General features: G+C 68.3%; 17 protein-coding genes. 6 read left to right on the plus strand and 11 right to left on the minus strand.

Annotated features, from left to right (window positions below):
* Window positions 1–8 precede the first annotated feature (8 nt).
* From QP512_RS11325 to QP512_RS11365, 9 genes are all read right to left on the minus strand, one after another.
* Entirely contained in the window at window positions 9–767 is a 759-nt protein-coding gene (locus QP512_RS11325; protein WP_197599184.1) for a 2,3-dihydro-2,3-dihydroxybenzoate dehydrogenase, read from the minus strand.
* The gene (locus QP512_RS11330) at window positions 758–4,645 is read right to left on the minus strand and encodes an amino acid adenylation domain-containing protein (protein WP_286068614.1); all 3,888 of its coding nucleotides are present in this window, start codon (window positions 4,643–4,645) and stop codon (window positions 758–760) included. Before QP512_RS11330 ends, QP512_RS11325 begins: the two co-directional genes overlap by 10 nt.
* The gene (locus QP512_RS11335; protein ID WP_286068615.1) at window positions 4,642–4,899 is read right to left on the minus strand and encodes a phosphopantetheine-binding protein; all 258 of its coding nucleotides are present in this window, start codon (window positions 4,897–4,899) and stop codon (window positions 4,642–4,644) included. Before QP512_RS11335 ends, QP512_RS11330 begins: the two co-directional genes overlap by 4 nt.
* A complete protein-coding gene (locus tag QP512_RS11340) occupies window positions 4,899–5,531 on the minus strand; it encodes an isochorismatase family protein (protein WP_286068616.1) in 633 nt (210 codons plus the stop codon). The genes QP512_RS11335 and QP512_RS11340 overlap by 1 nt, the downstream gene beginning before the upstream one ends.
* Window positions 5,531–7,183, minus strand: a complete 1,653-nt coding sequence (locus QP512_RS11345; protein ID WP_286068617.1) for an AMP-binding protein — start codon at window positions 7,181–7,183, stop codon at window positions 5,531–5,533. Before QP512_RS11345 ends, QP512_RS11340 begins: the two co-directional genes overlap by 1 nt.
* Window positions 7,180–8,373, minus strand: a complete 1,194-nt coding sequence (locus QP512_RS11350) for an isochorismate synthase (RefSeq protein WP_286068618.1) — start codon at window positions 8,371–8,373, stop codon at window positions 7,180–7,182. The genes QP512_RS11345 and QP512_RS11350 overlap by 4 nt, the downstream gene beginning before the upstream one ends.
* Window positions 8,370–9,566 carry an MFS transporter gene (locus QP512_RS11355; protein WP_286068619.1) on the minus strand — a complete coding sequence of 399 codons (1,197 nt, stop codon included), beginning with the start codon at window positions 9,564–9,566 and terminating at the stop codon, window positions 8,370–8,372. Before QP512_RS11355 ends, QP512_RS11350 begins: the two co-directional genes overlap by 4 nt.
* Window positions 9,567–9,719: 153 nt before the next feature.
* Window positions 9,720–10,031 (minus strand): DUF3817 domain-containing protein, encoded by a 312-nt coding sequence (locus QP512_RS11360; protein ID WP_032129991.1) that lies wholly within the window; start codon window positions 10,029–10,031, stop codon window positions 9,720–9,722.
* Window positions 10,032–10,156: 125 nt separating this feature from the next.
* The gene (locus QP512_RS11365; RefSeq protein ID WP_286068620.1) at window positions 10,157–11,092 is read right to left on the minus strand and encodes a TIGR03571 family LLM class oxidoreductase; all 936 of its coding nucleotides are present in this window, start codon (window positions 11,090–11,092) and stop codon (window positions 10,157–10,159) included.
* Window positions 11,093–11,158: 66 nt separating this feature from the next.
* Between QP512_RS11365 and QP512_RS11370 the strand changes: the two genes are divergently transcribed.
* On the plus strand, window positions 11,159–11,608 hold the full coding sequence (locus tag QP512_RS11370; protein ID WP_286068622.1) for a GNAT family N-acetyltransferase: 450 nt from the start codon (window positions 11,159–11,161) through the stop codon (window positions 11,606–11,608).
* Window positions 11,609–11,620: 12 nt separating this feature from the next.
* On the opposite strand, the gene QP512_RS11375 is transcribed toward QP512_RS11370, so the two are convergent.
* Complete coding sequence (locus QP512_RS11375; RefSeq protein WP_286068623.1) at window positions 11,621–12,382, minus strand: SDR family oxidoreductase; 762 nt, start codon at window positions 12,380–12,382, stop codon at window positions 11,621–11,623.
* Between the two features lie 38 nt (window positions 12,383–12,420).
* Here QP512_RS11375 and QP512_RS11380 point away from each other — a divergent pair, with 38 nt between their 5' ends.
* The 5 genes from QP512_RS11380 (at window position 12,421) to QP512_RS11400 (ending at window position 16,956) form a co-directional block, all read left to right on the plus strand.
* Window positions 12,421–13,395 carry a LysR family transcriptional regulator gene (locus QP512_RS11380; protein WP_286072037.1) on the plus strand — a complete coding sequence of 325 codons (975 nt, stop codon included), beginning with the start codon at window positions 12,421–12,423 and terminating at the stop codon, window positions 13,393–13,395.
* 106 nt (window positions 13,396–13,501) lie between these two features.
* The gene (locus QP512_RS11385) at window positions 13,502–15,025 is read left to right on the plus strand and encodes a thioredoxin family protein (protein ID WP_286068625.1); all 1,524 of its coding nucleotides are present in this window, start codon (window positions 13,502–13,504) and stop codon (window positions 15,023–15,025) included.
* Window positions 15,026–15,419: 394 nt separating this feature from the next.
* A complete protein-coding gene (locus QP512_RS11390; protein ID WP_286068627.1) occupies window positions 15,420–16,049 on the plus strand; it encodes a superoxide dismutase in 630 nt (209 codons plus the stop codon).
* The gene (locus QP512_RS11395) at window positions 16,046–16,624 is read left to right on the plus strand and encodes a flavin reductase family protein (protein WP_286068628.1); all 579 of its coding nucleotides are present in this window, start codon (window positions 16,046–16,048) and stop codon (window positions 16,622–16,624) included. Before QP512_RS11390 ends, QP512_RS11395 begins: the two co-directional genes overlap by 4 nt.
* Window positions 16,621–16,956 (plus strand): tetratricopeptide repeat protein, encoded by a 336-nt coding sequence (locus tag QP512_RS11400; RefSeq protein WP_286068629.1) that lies wholly within the window; start codon window positions 16,621–16,623, stop codon window positions 16,954–16,956. The genes QP512_RS11395 and QP512_RS11400 overlap by 4 nt, the downstream gene beginning before the upstream one ends.
* A 5-nt stretch (window positions 16,957–16,961) precedes the next feature.
* Here QP512_RS11400 and QP512_RS11405 read toward each other — a convergent pair whose 3' ends face one another.
* Window positions 16,962–18,110: an acyl-CoA desaturase gene (locus tag QP512_RS11405; RefSeq protein ID WP_286068630.1), complete on the minus strand. Its 1,149-nt coding sequence runs from the start codon at window positions 18,108–18,110 to the stop codon at window positions 16,962–16,964.
* Between the last annotated feature and the right edge of the window lie 4 nt (window positions 18,111–18,114).

The following is an 18,114-nucleotide window of genomic DNA, read 5'->3' on the forward strand; positions in this document are numbered from 1 at the left end:
TGAGGAACTCAGCCGCGCAGGGTGGCGCCACCGTCCACGTACAGGTCGCTCATCGCTACGTGCCCGGCCTGCTCGGAGAGCAGGAACATCACCGACTGCGCGATGTCCTCGGGGGTGGCCAGCTTGCGCAGTGGGATGCCGGCCTTGTAGGTCTCCAGGTTGCCGGCGATCACCCGTTCGGCGCCGTGCTCGTCCTGCCACATGCCGGTCTGCATCGGGGTCAGCGTGGACCCCGGGGCGACGATGTTGCAGCGGATGCCCAACGGCGCCAGCTCCAGCCCGAGGCAGCGGGTGAACATCGTGGCGGCGGCCTTGGATGCCGCATAGGCGGCCATGCCATGCCTCGGCACACCGGCCGCATTCGAGCTGACGGTAACCATCGCGCCCTGCCCGCGCGGCGACATCACCCGCGCCAGGGCACGCCCGACATGGAACACCCCGTCGGTGTTCACCGCGAACACCCGGCGCCAGTCGTCATCGCCGGTCTCGGTCACGCCGCCCACATGCAGCACACCGGCTACGCTGGCGGCCAGCATGATCGGCCCGATGCTGGACTCGACCTGATCCACCAGGCCGTCCACGGCGGCACTGTCGGTCACGTCGAGCGCAAAGGTGTGCACACGCACATCTGCCGTAACAGGCGCCTCGCGATCGGTCGCCACTACGGTGCAACCGGCCTCGGCCAGCAACCGCACCAGTGTCTCGCCGATGCCACCGGCAGCGCCGGTCACCAACGCCACGCGGCCTTTGAAACCGGTCAACTGCATGTTGCGATCTCCTGTTGTTCGTCCCATTGGCGCAAGCGTGCCGACAACCACGGTGCCAGCTGCGCCACTGCGTCGCGGCCGGTCAGCTCGGCATGCAGGAACGGCAGTTCCAGCGCCTGCACCCTGCGCGCATGCGCCCGCCACAACGCCGACTGCAGCTGTGGCCGTGCCTGATGATCGTGGCCCGCGCGGACGTGCACCAGGGTGCCGTCGAACGGCTGGTGAATGTGTTCGCGGATCAGTCGATTGGTGCCGGTCACGGCGCGCACCACGCCGTCCAGCACCACATCCGGCAGACTGCCGAGCGCACTGCCGCCACGACGCAGGAACGCGAGAATGCGTTCCCGGCTGTCCAGTTCCGGATGCGCATCCGGGTCATGACCGGCAATCGCCAGCAGTGCCCGCAATGCGGCGATGGCATCGGGCTCCGGCTCGGCCCGCCAGCACTCGCAGGGATAGGCGTCCAGCAGTACAAGTTCGCCGACCTCGCGCCCGATCTCATGCAGTCGCACCGCCATCGCCTGGGCGAGGATGCCACCCACCGACCAGCCCAGCAGGTGCACCGGCCCCTTCGGCTGTAGTGCGACCACCCGCTGCACGTAATCATTGGCCATTGCCTCGATACTGGGCGGCAACGGCTGCTTCGGATCGAGTGCCGGCGACTGCAGGCCATAGACCGCACGCGCCGGCTGCAATGCCCGGGCCAGGGCACGGTAGTTCCAGGCAATGCCACCGGCCGGGTGCAGCACGAACAGCGGCACGGTGTCGGCCTCGGGCGCAGCCAATGCGATCACCGGGCCCAATGCGTGATCAGCGAGCGCAGGCGGCTCAGCAATGCGTACCGCAAGCGCAGCCACCGTGGGTTGTGCGAACAGCGCCCCCAGGCCGAGATCGCAGCGCCAGCGCTGCTCAATGGCCAGCAGCAGGTGCACCGCAGACAGCGAATCGCCGCCTAGGCTGAAGAAGTCGGCGTCGACCGCCACCGGCTCGGCGAGGCCCAGGGCCTGAGCGAACAGGCCCGCCAGCTCCCGCTCCAGCGGTGTGCGCGCGGCCATCCCTGCCAGCACCTGCTGCGGCGGCTTCGGCAGCGCGTTGCGGTCGAGCTTGCCGTTGGCCGTCACCGGCCAGTGGTCCACACCGACAAACGCCGAGGGCACCATATAGTCCGGTACGCGCGTGGCCAGGTGGCTTCGCAGCAACACAGCATCGGCACGCGCGGTTGGCACATAGGCGACCAGCCGGGCATCGCCGGGCGCGTCCTGGCGCAGCAGCACTTCCACCCGCTCCATGCCGGGCAGTTCGCGCAGTGCCGCCTCGATCTCGCCCAGTTCGATGCGCAGGCCGCGAAGCTTCACCTGATGGTCGCTGCGGCCCAGGTATTCGACCGCGCCATCGCCACGCCAGCGCGCCACGTCACCGGTGCGATAGATGCGCTCGCCAGGCAGGAACGGGTCGGCAAGGAAACGCTCCGCGGTCAGGTCGTCGCGGCCCAGATAGCCACGCGCCAGCTGCACGCCACCGAGGTAGAGATCGCCTGCCACGCCCACCGGCAGCGGCTGCATCCGGGCGTCCAGCACGTACAGGCGGGTGTTCCAGACCGGGAAGCCGATCGGTACCGGTCGCGAGCGATCCTGGGCCGGGGCGGGCCAGTAGCTCACATCCACTGCCGCTTCGGTCGGGCCATACAGGTTGTGCAGGTCGGCGTGCATGCGCGCATGGAAGCGATCACGCAACGCTGCATCCAGCGCCTCGCCACTGGTGAAGACCCGTCGCAGCTGCAGGCCTTCAGAGGCCGGTGCAGCGAGGAAGGCATCAAGCATCGACGGCACGAAATGCACCGTGGTGATGCCATGCTCGCGGATCAGCCGCGCCAGTTCGGTGGGGTCACGATGCGCGTCCGGTCCGGCGACCACCAGCGTGGCCCCGCACAGCAGCGGCAGGAAGAACTCCCAGACCGACACATCGAAGGTGGCCGGGGTCTTCTGCAGCACGCAGTCGTCTGCCTTGAATCCATAGTGCTCGCGCATCCACAGCAGGCGGTTGACGATGGCGCGGTGTTCGATGACCACGCCCTTGGGTTCCCCGGTCGAGCCGGAAGTGTAGATCACGTAGGCCGCATCGTCAGGTGCAGGATCGGCCCACGGCGCGGCAAAACTCAGCGCAGTCCACTGCTCCGGCGCAAGCACCGGCACATCGGCCACACGCGCCGAGACGTCCGCCGCTGCCAGTACGCACACCGGCTGTGCCGAGGCCAGAATACGCGCCAGGCGATCGTCGGGATGAGCAAGGTCCAACGGCAGATAGGCGGCTCCGGCACGCAGCACCGCGACCAGCGCCATCACCAGCTCCAGCGAGCGCGGCAATGCCACCGCCACCACGCTGCCCGGGCGGACGCCCATCGCGCGCAGCTGTGCTGCCAGCGCGAAGCTGCGCGCTTCCAATGTCGCGTAGTCCAGCGTGGAAACACCGGAGACCAGCGCGGGTGCGTGCGGATCACGGTCCATGCCCTGCTGCAGCAGCTCGACCAACGTGGTCGGTGGCAGCGCATGCGCGGTGGCATTGAAACCATGCACCACCTGCTGCGCTTCTTCGGCGGTGGCCAACGGCACGGCCGCGATGTCTTCAGCCTGCAGTGCCGCCGACACGAAATGCAGCAGCCGCGCCGCATGCGCCTGCACATCCCCGCGACTGTACCGCGCGGGGTTGGCCTCGATCTCCAGATCCAGCAGGCTCTGGCCATCACCACGGAAGCCCAGCGTCAGGTCATCCACAGGCCCGGTGCACAGCACCTCCAGGGTCGCCTGTAAGCCTGGCAGGGCCAGTGGCCTGTAGAACGGCTGCACATTCACCATCGGACCGTGCAGGCGCTGCTGCGCGCCCACCAGGCCCAGATCCCGGCGCAGTTGCTCGCCTCGGTAACGGCCATGCTTGCGCCCCTGGCTGAGCTGGCGACCCAGGCCCCGGGCAAAGGCCTCGACGCTGCCCTCGCCGGCCGCCACGCGCAGCGGCAACACATTCATGACCATCGCCGGCACCCGCGCCGACGCATTGCCCAGCCGCCCCATGTAGGGCACGCCCAGCACCACTTCATCGGCGGCACTCATCCGCCGCAGGTACTCGGCCGACAGCGCAGCCAGCACATCCGGCCAGGGTTGCAGCCAGCCTGTCGATACCTGCAGCAGGCGCTCGCGGAACGCCGCATCAAGCGGCTGCACCCAGCGCAGCGCGTCGTTGCTTGACTCCAGCGTTCCCGCCACGCCAGCGCCGGCCGGTGCGCCCTGCATCTGTTCGCGCCACCACTGCCCAGTTGCTGCACGGCGCCGATCGGCCCGGTAGGCGACGTCATCGGCCAGCACGCCCGCCAGCCCTGGCAGCGGCTCACCTGTACGACCGGCATACAACGCGCACACACGATCGGTGAACAGCGCCATGCCGTAGCCATCGGCGGCCAGATGGTGCACACGCAGGTACCAGACCCAGCGCTGCTCGCCCAGATCAAGCAGCAGCTGCTGGCTGATCCGGTCGCGGGTGGGATCCACCGGGCTCAGCCGGTCGGCCAGCATCAGGCTGCGCGCCGCAGCTGCGGGATCCGCCTCGGCGGAAACATCACGTACCGAAAGCCGTGGCACGTGCGCCGGCTCATGCCACTGCACGGGCTGGCCATCGGCACCCTCGGCAAAGCGCAGCGCGAAGGCCTCGGCTTCGACCGCCGCCTGGTCTGCCGCCGCAACGAACCCCGCCACGTCCAACGGGCCGTCGATCCACACCGCATGCGCGGTATTGAATGACGGATTGTCCGGCGCCAGCCGCTGTGCGAACCACAGTCCGGACTGGGCCTCGGTCAGCGCCACCGGCATGGCCAGCGCGACGGCGTTCATGCGCTCTGCGCGGCCTGTAGCGCCTGCACAACGCCCCACCACTGGCGCAGCGTGGTGTGCTCGGCCAACTGCGAGAACTCCAGCGGAAGGCCGGTGTTGCCCCAGGCCAGGACCAGGCCGAGCATGCGCATCGAATCCAGGTCCAGGTCGATCAGGTTGTCGTCGTCACCGATCTCGGCCGGCGAACATTCCAGAACGCGCGCCACGTCGGCTCGCATCCGCTCCAGATCCAGCACCTCACCCGTGGCGGCCATCACAGCACCTCCAGCAGCTGGTCGGTGGTCATCGGCACCCCGCTGGTGCGCGCGATCCAGTGCAGCGCCTGATCGTGATCGGCGCGCGAGAAGTCCGCTACCGCATCGGCGGCGATGAAGGCCTCGATATCACGCTGGAACGCCTCGACCACGGTCGCGGTGCAGCCGATATGGGCGTACACGCCGGTCACCAGCAGCTGGTCGCGCCCACGCACCCGCATCAGCGTTTCCAGGTTGCTGCGCTGGAATGCGCTGTAGCGATGCTTCACCAGCACGTGCTCGCCTGGCTGCGGTGCCAGCGCCTCGATGATCGGTTCGTGGTCGGCACTGCGGCGCATGCCCGGCCCCCACAGGTCGGCCTGCAGGCCACGGTCGCGGCGGTCCTGGTCGCCGTGCTGGGCGGTGTAGAACACCGGAATGCTGTGCGCGCGGCAATGCGCCAGCAGGCGTGCGATGTTGTCCACGGCCGGGCGCAGTGGTGCATTACCGGCGTCGAATGCGGCCAGGAAATAGCGCTGCATGTCGTGCACCAGCAGCGCGACACGATCGCGGTGCGGGCGCCACGGCCCACGCGCGTGCGGGAGTTCGGCGGCGGTCGGCAAGGGATAATCGGTGATACGGGGCAGCGCCATCAGCGCGTTCCTCCTGTCTGTTGCAGATGACGCGCGCGCAGCTGCGCGCGCAGTTCGCGGCGGCTGATCTTGCCGACCGCAGTGGTATCGAAACTGTCGACGAACACGACCTGGTCGGGCACCTTGAACGCGGCCAGGCCACGCGTGCGCATCCAGGCCTTCAGTGCGGGTGCCTTGAACGGTTCGCCCTGCGGGATCACGAAGGCACAGCTGCGCTCGCCCAGGTATTCATCGGGAATGGAGACCACGGCGGCATCGAACACGCCGGGGTGCGCCAGCAGGTGGTCCTCGATCTCTTCGGCGGAGACCTTTTCGCCGGCGCGGTTGATGTGGTCGCCCGCCCGGCCCTGTACCACCAGGTAGCCACCGGGCAGCTGCTGCACGCGGTCGCCGGTACGATAGAAGCCGTCATCGGTGAACGAGCGCGCGTTGGCCGCCGCATCGTTGTGGTAGCCACGGATGGTGTACGGGCCACGCGTCAGCAGGTGCCCGACCTCGCCCTCCGCCACCGGCTGGTCATGGTCATCGACCACGCGCACCTCATCATCCGGACTGATCGGTCGCCCCTGGCAGGCCACGATCAGGTCTTCCGGATCGTCCAGCCGGGTGTAGTTCACCAGGCCCTCGGCCATGCCGAATACCTGCTGCAGGGTGCAGCCCAGGCCGTCGATCACGCGTCGCGCGGCTTCCGGCACCAGCTTGGCCCCACCCACCTGCAGTACCTGCAGGCTGGACAGATCGTGCTTGCTGGTTGCAGCCGCCTGCGCCCAAAGCAACGCCAGCGGCGGCACCAGGCCACAGCAGGTCACCCGCTCCCGCGCGATCAGCGGGAAGGCTGCGTCCGGGCCGGGACCGGGGCTGAGTACCACGCGGGCACCGGCGTACAGCGCACCGAAGAAGCCCGGCGAGCTCATCGGGAAGTTGTGCGCGGCCGGCAACGCGACCAGATAGACGCTGTCGCGGTCGATGCCGCAGATCGCGTTGCTGGCACAGAACGAGTAGATGTAGTCGTCGTGCGTGCGTGGAATCAGCTTGGACAGCCCGGTGCTGCCACCGGATATCTGCAGGAACGCCACCGACTGCGGGTCCGGATCGGCCGGCAACTGGCCGCGGTCGCCCTGCAGCGTCTCCAGCGCGGTGAACTCCTGTGCATCGCCATCGATCACCACCTTGCGTATCGCGGGCACTTCAGCCTGCAGCGCCCGCGCCAACGTAAGGTGATCGAAGCCGTCATGCAGGTCGGTGGTGATGTAGGCACTGGCCTCGGCCTTGTTGGCGAAATGCACCAGTTCGGTGATGCGGTGCGCAGGCAGCGCGTACACCGGCACCAGCCCAGCGCGGAACAGGCCGCAGACCGTAGTGATGAACCCTGCGCTGTTGCCCAGCTGCACCAGCACCCGCTCGCCCGGCTCCAGGCCGAGTGCCAGCAGGCCCGCGCCGATGCGTCCGGCCTCATGCCAGAGCTGCGCATAGCTCAGGCGCACATCGCCGGCGACCACCGCGATGTCGTCGGCGTAGCGTTCCGCGCGTTCGCGCAGGAACAACGGGAAGGTCTCGCCGCGCCAGTGGCCTGCTTCGCGATAGCGCGCAGCCAGTTCATCGGGCCACACCTGCTGCAGGGGCAGACGGGAAGAAACGTGGGACGTGTTCATGCGGCAGGCTCGATCGAAGGCGCGGACGAGTGGACGCCCAGCGCATTCAACAGGGCAGCGAACTTCGCTGCGGTTTCGGCCACCTCGGCTTCTGGTAGCGAGTCGGCGACGATGCCGGCACCGGCATACAGGCGCAACTGCGTGCCCTGCATCCGCGCACAACGGATCGCCACATACCAGTCGCCGTCGCCCTGCGCATCCAGCCACCCCACGGCGCCGGCGTAGAAGCCACGCGGAACCGGCTCAAGCTCGCGGATGCGCTGCAGTGCCGCCATTCTCGGCGTCCCGCAGACCGCCGGTGTGGGATGCAGCTGGGCCAGCAGTTCGGCCGCAGGGGTCTGCGGATCCTTCAGGGTCGCGTGGATGCGGGTACCGAGGTGCCACATGCTTGCAGTGGCATGCAGCACCGGGCGCGACTGTGCATCGATGTGGCTGCAGTACGGCGAAAGGCCATCGACGATGGCCTCTACCACGTGGCGATGCTCGTCATGGTCCTTGGTGGAGGCCAGCAGCGCCTGCGCGGCATGCTCGTCCTCTGCGGCATCGGCGCTGCGCCGGGCGGAGCCCGCCAGCGGGTGCGACAGCAGTTCGGCGCCGCGCTTGCGCAGCAGCAGCTCCGGCGTGGCACCGACCAGCCAGGCCGGTGCCTGGCCGGGCTCCACCGGAAGCGGCACTGCATAGGTGGCCACCGAGGGATCGGCGCCAAGACGTGCCAACAACCGTTCCGGAGACAACACCTGGCGCGTGCGTGCCAGCAGGCTGCGCGCCAGCACCACCTTGCGCAGGTCGTGCCCGGGCGCGCGCAGCGCCTGCACCGCCGTGGCCACTGCGGCGGCATAGTCCTGGGGCGCGGGCTCGGCCTGTGGGTCACCTTCCAGCGGGGGCGCTGCCTGTGGTTGCAGCGGCAGTGCAGGCAGCAGCCGCTCGGGCTGGTACAGCGCATCATCGGCGCGCGGTTCGAACGGCACCGCCCCGACCAGCAGGCCGGGGCCGCCGCGCTGCTGCGCGAAGAACGCGGCGACACGCCCGGCCAACGTCGCCAGTGCGCCTGCGGGCAACGCCGCGCGGCAACCACGTGCGTGCACATGCTGCCCGGCGTGCTGCAGCAGGAACAGCGACGCGTCGTCCACGCTCTCCAGCGTCGATGGCGCAGCCTCCGGCCACGCCCCCTGCATCAGGGAATCGTTCATGGGGTCTCCTTCATCCGATGCGCTGCGGCCAGCGCGCACAGCAACAGCAGCAGCGCACCCACCAGCAGGTAAGGCAGGCTGGGCCCGCCGCGATACAACAGCGTGCCGAGCATCGGCCCGGCCACCATGCCCATCCCCTGCGCGGCAGCAACGGTGCCAGCGGTGGCGCCCTGCTCATGCGCTTCCACAGCATCGGCGGCCAGCGCCTGGAACGACGGAAACACGAAACCCATGCCGAAGGCGGCCAGTGCGTAGGCCGCCGGCAACTGCCAGGCCTGCTGCACGCCCGCCACCGATGCGAAACCGATGCCGGAAATCAGTGCACCGAAAACGATCCAGCGGCGTGGATGCACGTCCAGCTTCATCACCAGCGTCTGCGCCAGGATCAGGCCGACGCCAACCGCAGTCAGCGCGATGCCAGCCATGCGAGCGCCGGCCACCGCATCGAGCCCCAGCCGATCAATCGCGAAAAAGCCCACCGTGACCTGCGCGATGGTCACCGAGACCATCGCGATGAAGGCGGCCAGCTGCGGCAGGCGCAGGCGCCGGTCGAGGCGGCTCATCGGCGCGCGACGCTGCGCGTTGGTGCCCACCACCGGTGGCGTCGCCGGTAGCCGCCACGCAAGCAATGCCAGCGCCAGCAGCGGCAGCAGTGCGGCGACATACAGCGCCAGCGAGAGATTCGTATAGGCCAGCCAGCCCGCGGCCGCCGGGCCCAGCACCATGCCCAGCGCATTTGCGCTGCCCAGCCGCGCAAGGAAACTGGCGCGCTGTCCAGTCGGCGCCTTGTCGGCAATCAGCGCCGCAGCCGTGGGCGGCACGGCGGCGTAGAACAGGCCGATCAGGCCACGCGCCCCCACCAGCACCAGCACCGATACCAGCACCGGCGGCACCGCCTGCAGGGCAACGTCGATGAACACGGCCAGCGCGATGTAGACCACGGTGTAGGCACCCATCGCCAGCATCAGCACGCGCTTCCGGCCGATGCGGTCGCTGAGCTGGCCCCACGGGCGCGCGGCCAGCATCCACAACACGCCTGCGGCAGTGACCGACAGGCCCGCATGCCATTCGGACAGGCCGAGCATGCGGACCACCGGGCCGATCACCGCGACGAAGGACATCATCGCCATGGTGCCGATCAGGGCAGCCAACACCAGCGCCGGCAAACCGGGAACGACGGGACGTGCGTGCATGGAACACCAGCCGTAACAGGAAAGGATGAGCGGACGCGTCTGCGAGCCCTGCCCGGCATCCGTCCCGTTCAGGACCGGATGCCACCCTCAAATGATAACGGCTCGTATTTGCATTTGATACCCATTCTCTTGAATGGGCGTGCAACAGTGGGTTCAGCGCATTGCACGCAGGCCGAGCAGACCGCGACGCTTGAACCACCATTCCAGCGGCAGCGTCACCAGCGGCGGGATAGCCGCCAGCAGGGCCAGGGCGCTGGCCCACCACGGCCAGCGCAGGCGCACCGCTGCGAACAGAGTGACCGCCACGTATACCAGGAAAGCCACGCCGTGCAGAGGCCCGAACAGCTTCACCAACGCCACGTTGGCCATGGGGCCGTATTTCATCCACATGCCGATGAGCAGGCCGGCCCAGGTCACGGCCTCGATGAAAGCGACCGCCGCGAACAGGCGTCCGGTCGGGTGCATGGGGGAACGTTGGGTCACGCGGGGCTCCGGCATCGGCATATCAAATGCGAATGATACGCAGATGCACGCTCCATGTAGAGTCGAGCCATGCTCGACTGCTGGAGCGTGTCCACCAAGGTGGACAACTACCGTAGCGTGTATGGCAGAACATGCTCCCCGATCTCGCGCAACACCGCGTCCATCGGCCGCCCGTTGTCGACCAGGTTGAACATCACGTGCGCCACGCCCTGCGCATGCACGCGCAGCAGATAGTCACGCAGGCCATCGCGGCCGACCTTCAGGCCCAGCGGCAGCGGCTCGGCTGGCGCCTGCGGATCGGCCTGCAGGTCCAGCAGCATCGACTGCACGAACGGCTTGCCTGGCCCACCACGCTGCACCAGCGCCTGCTGCCACAGGCCGATGCGTCCCTCCTGCGCGGTCTCTTCGCGGTGATAGGTGGCCCAGCCTTCGGCCTCGCGCGCGATCCACTGAAGGCTCTGTCGCGCGGTACCCACCACCAGCATCGGAATGCGCGTGGTGGGCGCTGGCAATACATCGAAGCCACCCGTGGCCTGCCGCACCGAAGCCCGTTTCTCCGCATCGGGGGACAGCGCGGCACGCAACAGCGACCAACGCTCACGGAACGTCGCCGCCCTGCCCTCCAGGTCTTCGCCGAATGCCGCGAACTCTTCCGGCCGATCGCCCGACCCCAGGCCCAGCACAAAGCGCCCGTCGCTGATCCGGTCCAGGCTCAACGCCGACTTCGCCACCTGCAGCGGCTGCCGCAATGGCAGCACAATGGCGGCACTGCCAACGGCGATGCGGTCGGTTGCGGCAGCCAGCATGCCCAGCCACAGGAACGGGTCATCCAGCGCGCTGGCTGTCGCATCTGGTCCCTGCGGCACCATCAACGGCACGTCGCGCGTCCACAGCGCGGCAAAGCCGAGGTCATCGGCCAGCCGCGCAATGCGCCTCGCTTCACCCAGGTCGGCCAGCCCGTGCGCTGCCACCGGCGTCATCAGGCCCAGGCTAAGGCCCCGTTGCGGAAACAAGGCAGCGTTAGCAGGATTGAAATCACTCATGCGCGCAGCTTAGCGTGCAGGCATGGGGCAACGATGACGCGCCGCCCACCACCGGAAGAACACTGCATGCCGAGGATCCGCCCTGCCCACGCCGATGACCTGCCCGCTATCAGCGCGGTATGCCTGGCCGCCTTCAACGCGGCGGTGGCACCCTCGCTCAGTGCAACCGGCGTTGCCACCTTCGGCAGTGTGGCTGCGGCAGATGCGTTCGGCGCGCGCCTGCTGGGCGACAACCACATCCTGGTGGCCGAGCACGAAAACCGCATCGTCGGCGTGGTCGAACTGACGGAAGGGCGGCACTTGGCCATGCTGTTCGTCGATCCCGGCTGCCAGGGCCAGGGCATCGGCCATGCCCTGTTCCAGGCCGTGCTGCCGCAGCTGCGCACGCCGACGATGAGCGTGCGCGCGTCATTGAATGCCGTAGCCACCTACCAGCGCTACGGCTTCGTGCTGGACGGCGAGGTCGGCGAGTTCAACGGCCTGCTGTACCAGCCCCTCCGCTACGCCGCGCACTAGCGGCGGCGGCGATCAGACAAACATTCCACCGGAGGCTTCCACGCGCTGGCCATTGACCCAGCCCGTGGACGGCGACAGCAGCGCCACCACCACCGGGCCGATGTCATCGGGCCGGCCGGCACGACCCAGCGCGGTGATCGACGACACCATCGCATTGACCTGCGCATCGTCACGCACGCGACCACCGCCGAAGTCGGTCTCGATGGCGCCCGGTGCCAGCGTGTTGGCGCTGATGCCACGTGCCCCCAGCTCCCTGGCCAGGTAACGGGTGAACACTTCAATGCCACCTTTCATCATCGCGTAGGCCGAACTGCCTGGCAGCGAGAAGCGCGCCAGCCCGCTGGACACATTGAGGATACGGCCACCGTCGGCAACCAGCGGCAGCAGGGCCTGGGTCAGGAAGTACGGCCCCTTCAGATGCACGGCCACGGCGTGATCGAACTGCGCCTCCGTGGTGTCGGCAATGGGTGCGTACAGGCCTTCGCCGGCATTGTTCATCAGGCCCTGCAGCGTGTCGGTACCCCACGCCTGCAGCGCGTCGCGCAAGCGCTGGGCGAATTCCGGAAAGGCCGCGCTGTCGGCCACGTCCAGCGGCAGCGCCTGCGCGCGACGGCCCAGCGCCTGCACCTGCTGCACCACCTCGGCGGCCGCCTCGGCCTGGGCGCGGTAAGTGATCACGATATCGGCGCCGTCGGCGGCCAGCGCGAGGGCAACATTGCGGCCGAGGCCGCGGCTGCCGCCAGTGATGAGGACGACACGAGAGGAAGCAGTCATGGCCACGCACCTGGAAAGGAGAAGGTGTGGCCAGACTATTGGGATTGCCGCCGCGCATAAATCGCGCGATGCTGATTTTACTGTTCAAATCAAGCGAACAATCCATGGATCGCCTCGACACCCTGCGTGTCTTCCTGCGTGTTGCCGAGCTGGGCTCGTTCACCCGCGCGGCAGACAACCTGGGCCTGCCCAAGGCCAGCGTGTCGCAGGCCATTGCGCGCCTGGAGGGCGAGCTGGGCACGCAGCTGCTGCACCGGACCACCCGCCGTGTCCACCTCACCGCCGACGGCACCCAGCTGCAGCAGCGCGCACACGACCTGCTGGACGACATGGACGCTCTGCAGAACCTGTTCCGCCACCAGCCCAGCGAACTGAGCGGCCGGCTGCGGGTGGACATGCCTGGTGGCATGGCCCGCAACGTGGTGATTCCGCAGCTGCCGGCCTTCCTCGCCCTGCATCCTGGCCTGGAAGTGGAACTGAGCGCGACCGACCGCCGCGTCGACCTGGTACGCGAAGGATTCGACTGCGTGCTGCGGGTGGGAACGCTGGACGACAGCAGCCTGGTCGCCCGTCCGCTCGGGCAGATGCGCATCGTCAACGTGGCCAGCCCCGGCTACCTGGCTGCGCGCGGAGTGCCGCAGGTCCTTGCGGACCTCGACCACCACGACCTTGTTCACTACGTCGGCACGCTGGGCCAGCGCTCGCCCGGTTTCGAGTACTTCGACGGCCTGCACTACCAGAGCTGGCCGATGCGCGGCGCGCTGACCGTCAACAGCGCCGATGGCTACAGTGCCGCGGCGCTGGCTGGGCTGGGCATCATCCAGGTGCCGGAACTGGGCGCCCGCGAAGCGCTGCGCACCGGCAGCCTGGTGGAGGTGCTGCCCGACTGCGTGGCAGAACCGATGCCGGTCAATCTGGTCTATGCGCAGCGCCGCCACCTGCCACGCCGGGTCGAAGCCTTCATGACCTGGTTGGCCGGATTGCTGGCGGCAGAGATGGAGCGCCTGGACTGAGCGCCGCGCGGGGCGCACATGCCGCGCTTCATCCCGCTCATGAGCAAACTGAATCAGCGATGGGGGCCGGTCTTCCTACAATGCCGGCTTACCCTGCCTCTTCGAGATGCTGCCGATGCGCGCTGCCCTCCCCCTGTTGCTGCTGGCCACCGCGCTGAGCGCCTGTTCCCCGGCCCAGGCGCCTCTGGCTGCGGCGAAGGCTGCCGAAGCTGCACCTGCCAAGGCCATCGCCTGGCGCCAGGGCGACGTCGATGATGCCTTCGCCGAAGCCGCCGACAGCGGCAAGCCGGTGCTGCTGTACTGGGGCGCCGTCTGGTGCCCGCCGTGCAACCAGCTCAAGGCGGGCCTGTTCAAGGACCCGGCCTTCATCGCGCTGACCGGCAAGTTCGTGCCGGTTTACCTGGATGGCGACGAGGAAGGTGCGCAGGCCTGGGGCGAGCGCTTCGGGGTACGCGGCTATCCGACCCTGATCGTGCTGGACCCACAGCGCAATGAACTGACCCGCGCGGCCGGTGGCAACGACGCTGCCGAATTGACCCGAGCGCTGACCGTCGCCGCCGGGCGCCGCAGCGCAATCGCCGCCACCCTGGCGACCGCCCTGGCCACGCCGGACAGACTGGCCGCCGAAGACTGGCAGGTGCTGGGTGACTACGGCTGGGAAGTCGACGCCAACCGCCTGGCCGGCGATCGCAAGAGCCAGGATGTGTTGCGCCAGCTGTCCAGGTCGGCACCGGATGCCGCCCAGCAGCGCCGCTTCGCCCTGCTGGCGCTGGCCACTGCGGAAAAGCCGGACGCATCGCCCACCGAGGTGCGCGAGCTGCTGCAGGCCGTGCTGGCGCAGCCCGCCGAAGTGCGCCGCAACCGTGAGTTGCTGGGCTATGCAGGCGCGCAGCTGGTCAAGCAGGCCAGTGCTGGGCCGGCGACCAGCAACACGCTGGGACAGCAGCTGCTGGTCGCGCTGGAGCGCGCAGATGCAGAGCGCGGCGACCGCGCCGACGACGCATTGTCGCGTGCGCTGACCGAAGTATCGCTTGGCCGCCAGCAGCAGCCGGAGGGCGCATTGCCCGCCGCACTGGTCGATCGGGTGAAGCAGCGCGTGGCTGCTGCCGATGCCGCTGCCACCGATGCGCATGCGCGCCAGGCCACGATCAGCAGCGCGGTCCATGCACTGCGGCAGGTCGGTGACGACGCGGGCGCCGAGTCGCTGTTGCTGGCGGAGCTGAAGCGCAGCGAGCAGCCGTACTACTACATGCCCGAACTGGCTGAACTGGCCGTGCAGCGCGGCGACACCGCCGGTGCGCTGGAGTGGTTGAAGCGTGCCTACGATGGCGCGCAGGGCCCGGCCACCCGCGTGCAGTGGGGCGTGCTGTATGTGGAAGGCCTGCTGAAGCTGGCACCGGACGATGCACCACGCATCGAGCAGGCCACCGCCTCGCTGATCGCCGAACTGGAGGCGCAGCCGTCGGGCTACCACCAGCGCACCCGCCAGCGCTTCGAGCGCCTGGCCGGGCAGCTGAAGACGTGGAGTGGAAAGCACCAGGGCGCGGAAACGCTGGCGCGGTTGCAGCAGCGGATGCAGCAGGCGTGCGGGGATCAAGTCGACGGTGCCTGCAGGGATTGGTTGAGTTGATGAAGGCTCGGGTTCTGGTAGTGCCGGCCGCTGGCCGGCAACCCGACCCTGCTTGTATGCCGGCCAGCGGCCGGCACTACCATTCCGCTTTTGCTTTTGCTTTTGCTCCTGCTCTTGCCTTTGACTCCGTCTCCGCGCCAGCGCAGGGAGCTATCCAGCGTGGGTGGGTGTGCGTAGCCGGGACCGTTGGCACCATGGATGGCGCCATCGAGCCCCCATGGATGGGTTCACGGCGTGTCCCGGCTACGCACATCCGCCCGCGCCCTCGCTGAACAGTCAAAGCGCCGGGAGCGCACGCCTTCCATCCATGACCCTTGACCTCAACCAATGTTGAGGTGCGATAACGATCTCCCCGCGGCCAGCCTCTCTGGCCTTCCCCACGGAGATTGCTTCGATGTCGTACTCGCTTCCCCCCCTCCCCTACGCCTACGACGCCCTCGAGCCGCATTTCGATGCGCGCACGATGGAGATCCACCACAGCAAGCACCACCAGACCTACGTCAACAACCTCAATGCGGCCCTCGAGCAGGCTGGCCTGGCCGTACAACCGGTCGAGGCGCTGATTGCCAACCTTGATGCCGTGCCCGGGCCGCAGCGCAGCGCGATCCGCAACAACGGCGGCGGCCACGCCAACCACAGCCTGTTCTGGACCGTGCTCAGCGCCAGCGGTGGCGTACCCGATGATGAACTGGCAGCGGCCATCGACCGCGACCTCGGCGGTTTCGATGCCTTCAAGGACGCCTTCACCAAGGCCGCGCAGACCCGGTTCGGCAGCGGCTGGGCCTGGCTGACCAGCGATCGCGATGGCCGACTGAAAGTGGAAAGCAGCGCCAACCAGGACAGCCCGCTGATGGGTGCAACCGTTGGCCTGTCCGGCAACACCCCGATCCTCGCACTGGATGTCTGGGAACACGCCTACTACCTGCACTACCAGAACCGCCGCCCGGACTACATCGGTGCATTCTTCAACATCATCAACTGGGCCGAGGTCGGCCGGCGCTACCGCCAGGCCCGGGCCTCATGAGCGGCGAGACATTACCGTACGCCGGGCCGTGGGCGGGGGTATTCCCCGCCCCGGCCCCGGTGCCGTCGGTCGAGATGCCGCCGCGTGCACTGCGGCGGCTGCTCGGTCACTTCCCCACCGGCGTGGCCATCGTCTGCGCGCGCGATGCGCAGGGCAATCCCATCGGCCTGACCATCAATTCGTTCGTGCCTGTGTCATTGCAGCCGCCACTGGTGCTGTGGAACCTGGCGTTGCACGCGCAGAGCCTGTCCACCTTCCAGCGCGCCACCCGCTTTGCAATCAGCGTGCTGGCAGCCAACCAGGAAGCGCTGGCCCGGCGCTTCGCCGATCCACAGGTGCGCAACCGCTTCGACGGCCTGGCATTGATGGATGATGACCAGAGCACCCCACCCCGCATCGCCGGTGCGGTCGCCCATCTCACCTGTACCCGCCACGCGATGTGGCCAGTGGGCGATCACCTGCTGCTGGCCGGACGCATCATCGAGGTGCACGAGAACGGCGGCGCGCCGCTGCTGTTTCATCGCGGCCGCTTCCAGCCCGGCCCCACCCAACTGCTGGTGGAGGTGCGCGGATGAACATCGAAGCCCTGGAACGCATGCTTGCCAAGGGCAGGGACGGCGCACTGCTGCGCTTCGGCCTGGGCAAGGGCTGGCTGGACGCGGGCAACCCAGTCCGCGCAGCGACCCATCTGGGCCGTTGCGTGGTGCTTGATCCACAGTACTCGGCCGCCTGGAAGCTGCTGGGCAAAGCCTGGCTGGCCAGTGGCCAGCCGCAGGCGGCGCGCGAAGCATGGCAGCGCGGTTTGAGCGTGGCCGGTAGCAAGGGCGACCAGCAGGCGCGCAAGGAGATGCAGGTGTTCCTGCGACGCCTGGACCGCGAGCACGCGGACCTGGCGAAGGCGGGCTGAGTCGATCAGCCCGCGTTGGCCGATGCCGGTGCGGACATGATGTCCGACATCGGCAGGCGGCGCGGCTTGCTCGGGAACGCGTGGCGCAGGATGCGCCAGACCACCTGGCCGAACTGGCGCGGCAGCGAACCGTTGTTGTAGTGCTGGCCGTAACGGCGGCAGATGTCCTTCACTTCCTTGGCAATGGCCGCATACCGGTTGGCCGGCAGGTCCGGGTAGAAGTGGTGCTCGATCTGGTGGCTGAGGTTGCCCGACAGCACGTTGATCAGGAAGCCGCCGCTGATGTTGGACGAACCGCGCAGCTGGCGCAGGTACCAGTGGCCACGCGATTCATTGCGCAGGCACTCCTTCGGGAACGTTTCCGATTCGGCGGTGAAGTGGCCGCAGAAGATGATCACGTAGGTCCAGATGTTGCGCAGCCCATTGGCCACCATGTTGCCCAGCATCACGGTAAGGAAGAACGGGCCGGCCAGCAGCGGGAAGAACACGTAGTCCTTCAGCACCTGGCGGGCCATCTTGCGCGCCACCGGGCGGGTCTGCAGCCACATCGCACGGGCGCTGATGCGGCCCTTCAGCCAACGGCCCAGGCGCAGGTCCTGCGCGGCCACACCCCACTGGAACAGCAGCGCGAAGATCGGCGCGATGATAGGTTGCAGCAGGTAGAACGGCTTCCAGCGCTGTTCCGGGAAGATGCGCAGCAGGCCGTAGCCGATGTCATCGTCCATGCCGCGCACGTTGGTGTAGGTGTGGTGGCGAAAATTGTGGGTTTTGCGCCAGTTGTCGGCGGTGGCCACGATGTCCCACTCGTAGGTGTTGCCATTGAGCTTGGGGTCGCCGGTCCAGTCGAACTGGCCGTGCATCACGTTGTGGCCCAGCTCCATGTTTTCCAGGATCTTCGACAGCGCCAGCAGCAGCGTGCCGGTGATCGCGGCCGGCCACAGCAGCGGCATCCAGAACAGCGGCGAGAACGCCGCCAGGAACAGCAGGCCACGGCCACCCACGCCGAACCAGCGCACGGCGGCGGCCACGCGGCGGATGTAACGGGTATCGGAGGCGCCAAGGCTGCCGATCACACGGTCGCGGATCGCGTCGAGTTCCTCGCCGAAGGCATGCATCTCGGCAGTACTCAGGGCACGGTCGGTAGCGCGGGTCATGGCA

Origin of the sequence: Stenotrophomonas sp. 57 (assembly GCF_030291075.1) — a bacterium.
In the GTDB taxonomy this organism is placed as follows: Bacteria; Pseudomonadota; Gammaproteobacteria; order Xanthomonadales; family Xanthomonadaceae; genus Stenotrophomonas.

Bases quoted from the DNA above. Each gene is read 5' to 3' on its own strand.
- QP512_RS11325 (WP_197599184.1), bottom strand. From the start codon at position 767: ATGCAGTTGACCGGTTTCAAAGGCCGCGTGGCGTTGGTGACCGGCGCT.
- QP512_RS11330 (WP_286068614.1), bottom strand. From the start codon at position 4,645: ATGAACGCCGTCGCGCTGGCCATGCCGGTGGCGCTGACCGAGGCCCAG.
- QP512_RS11335 (WP_286068615.1), bottom strand. From the start codon at position 4,899: ATGGCCGCCACGGGTGAGGTGCTGGATCTGGAGCGGATGCGAGCCGAC.
- QP512_RS11340 (WP_286068616.1), bottom strand. From the start codon at position 5,531: ATGGCGCTGCCCCGTATCACCGATTATCCCTTGCCGACCGCCGCCGAA.
- QP512_RS11345 (WP_286068617.1), bottom strand. From the start codon at position 7,183: ATGAACACGTCCCACGTTTCTTCCCGTCTGCCCCTGCAGCAGGTGTGG.
- QP512_RS11350 (WP_286068618.1), bottom strand. From the start codon at position 8,373: ATGAACGATTCCCTGATGCAGGGGGCGTGGCCGGAGGCTGCGCCATCG.
- QP512_RS11355 (WP_286068619.1), bottom strand. From the start codon at position 9,566: ATGCACGCACGTCCCGTCGTTCCCGGTTTGCCGGCGCTGGTGTTGGCT.
- QP512_RS11360 (WP_032129991.1), bottom strand. From the start codon at position 10,031: ATGCACCCGACCGGACGCCTGTTCGCGGCGGTCGCTTTCATCGAGGCC.
- QP512_RS11365 (WP_286068620.1), bottom strand. From the start codon at position 11,092: ATGAGTGATTTCAATCCTGCTAACGCTGCCTTGTTTCCGCAACGGGGC.
- QP512_RS11370 (WP_286068622.1), top strand. From the start codon at position 11,159: ATGCCGAGGATCCGCCCTGCCCACGCCGATGACCTGCCCGCTATCAGC.
- QP512_RS11375 (WP_286068623.1), bottom strand. From the start codon at position 12,382: ATGACTGCTTCCTCTCGTGTCGTCCTCATCACTGGCGGCAGCCGCGGC.
- QP512_RS11385 (WP_286068625.1), top strand. From the start codon at position 13,502: ATGCTGCCGATGCGCGCTGCCCTCCCCCTGTTGCTGCTGGCCACCGCG.
- QP512_RS11390 (WP_286068627.1), top strand. From the start codon at position 15,420: ATGTCGTACTCGCTTCCCCCCCTCCCCTACGCCTACGACGCCCTCGAG.
- QP512_RS11395 (WP_286068628.1), top strand. From the start codon at position 16,046: ATGAGCGGCGAGACATTACCGTACGCCGGGCCGTGGGCGGGGGTATTC.
- QP512_RS11400 (WP_286068629.1), top strand. From the start codon at position 16,621: ATGAACATCGAAGCCCTGGAACGCATGCTTGCCAAGGGCAGGGACGGC.
- QP512_RS11405 (WP_286068630.1), bottom strand. From the start codon at position 18,110: ATGACCCGCGCTACCGACCGTGCCCTGAGTACTGCCGAGATGCATGCC.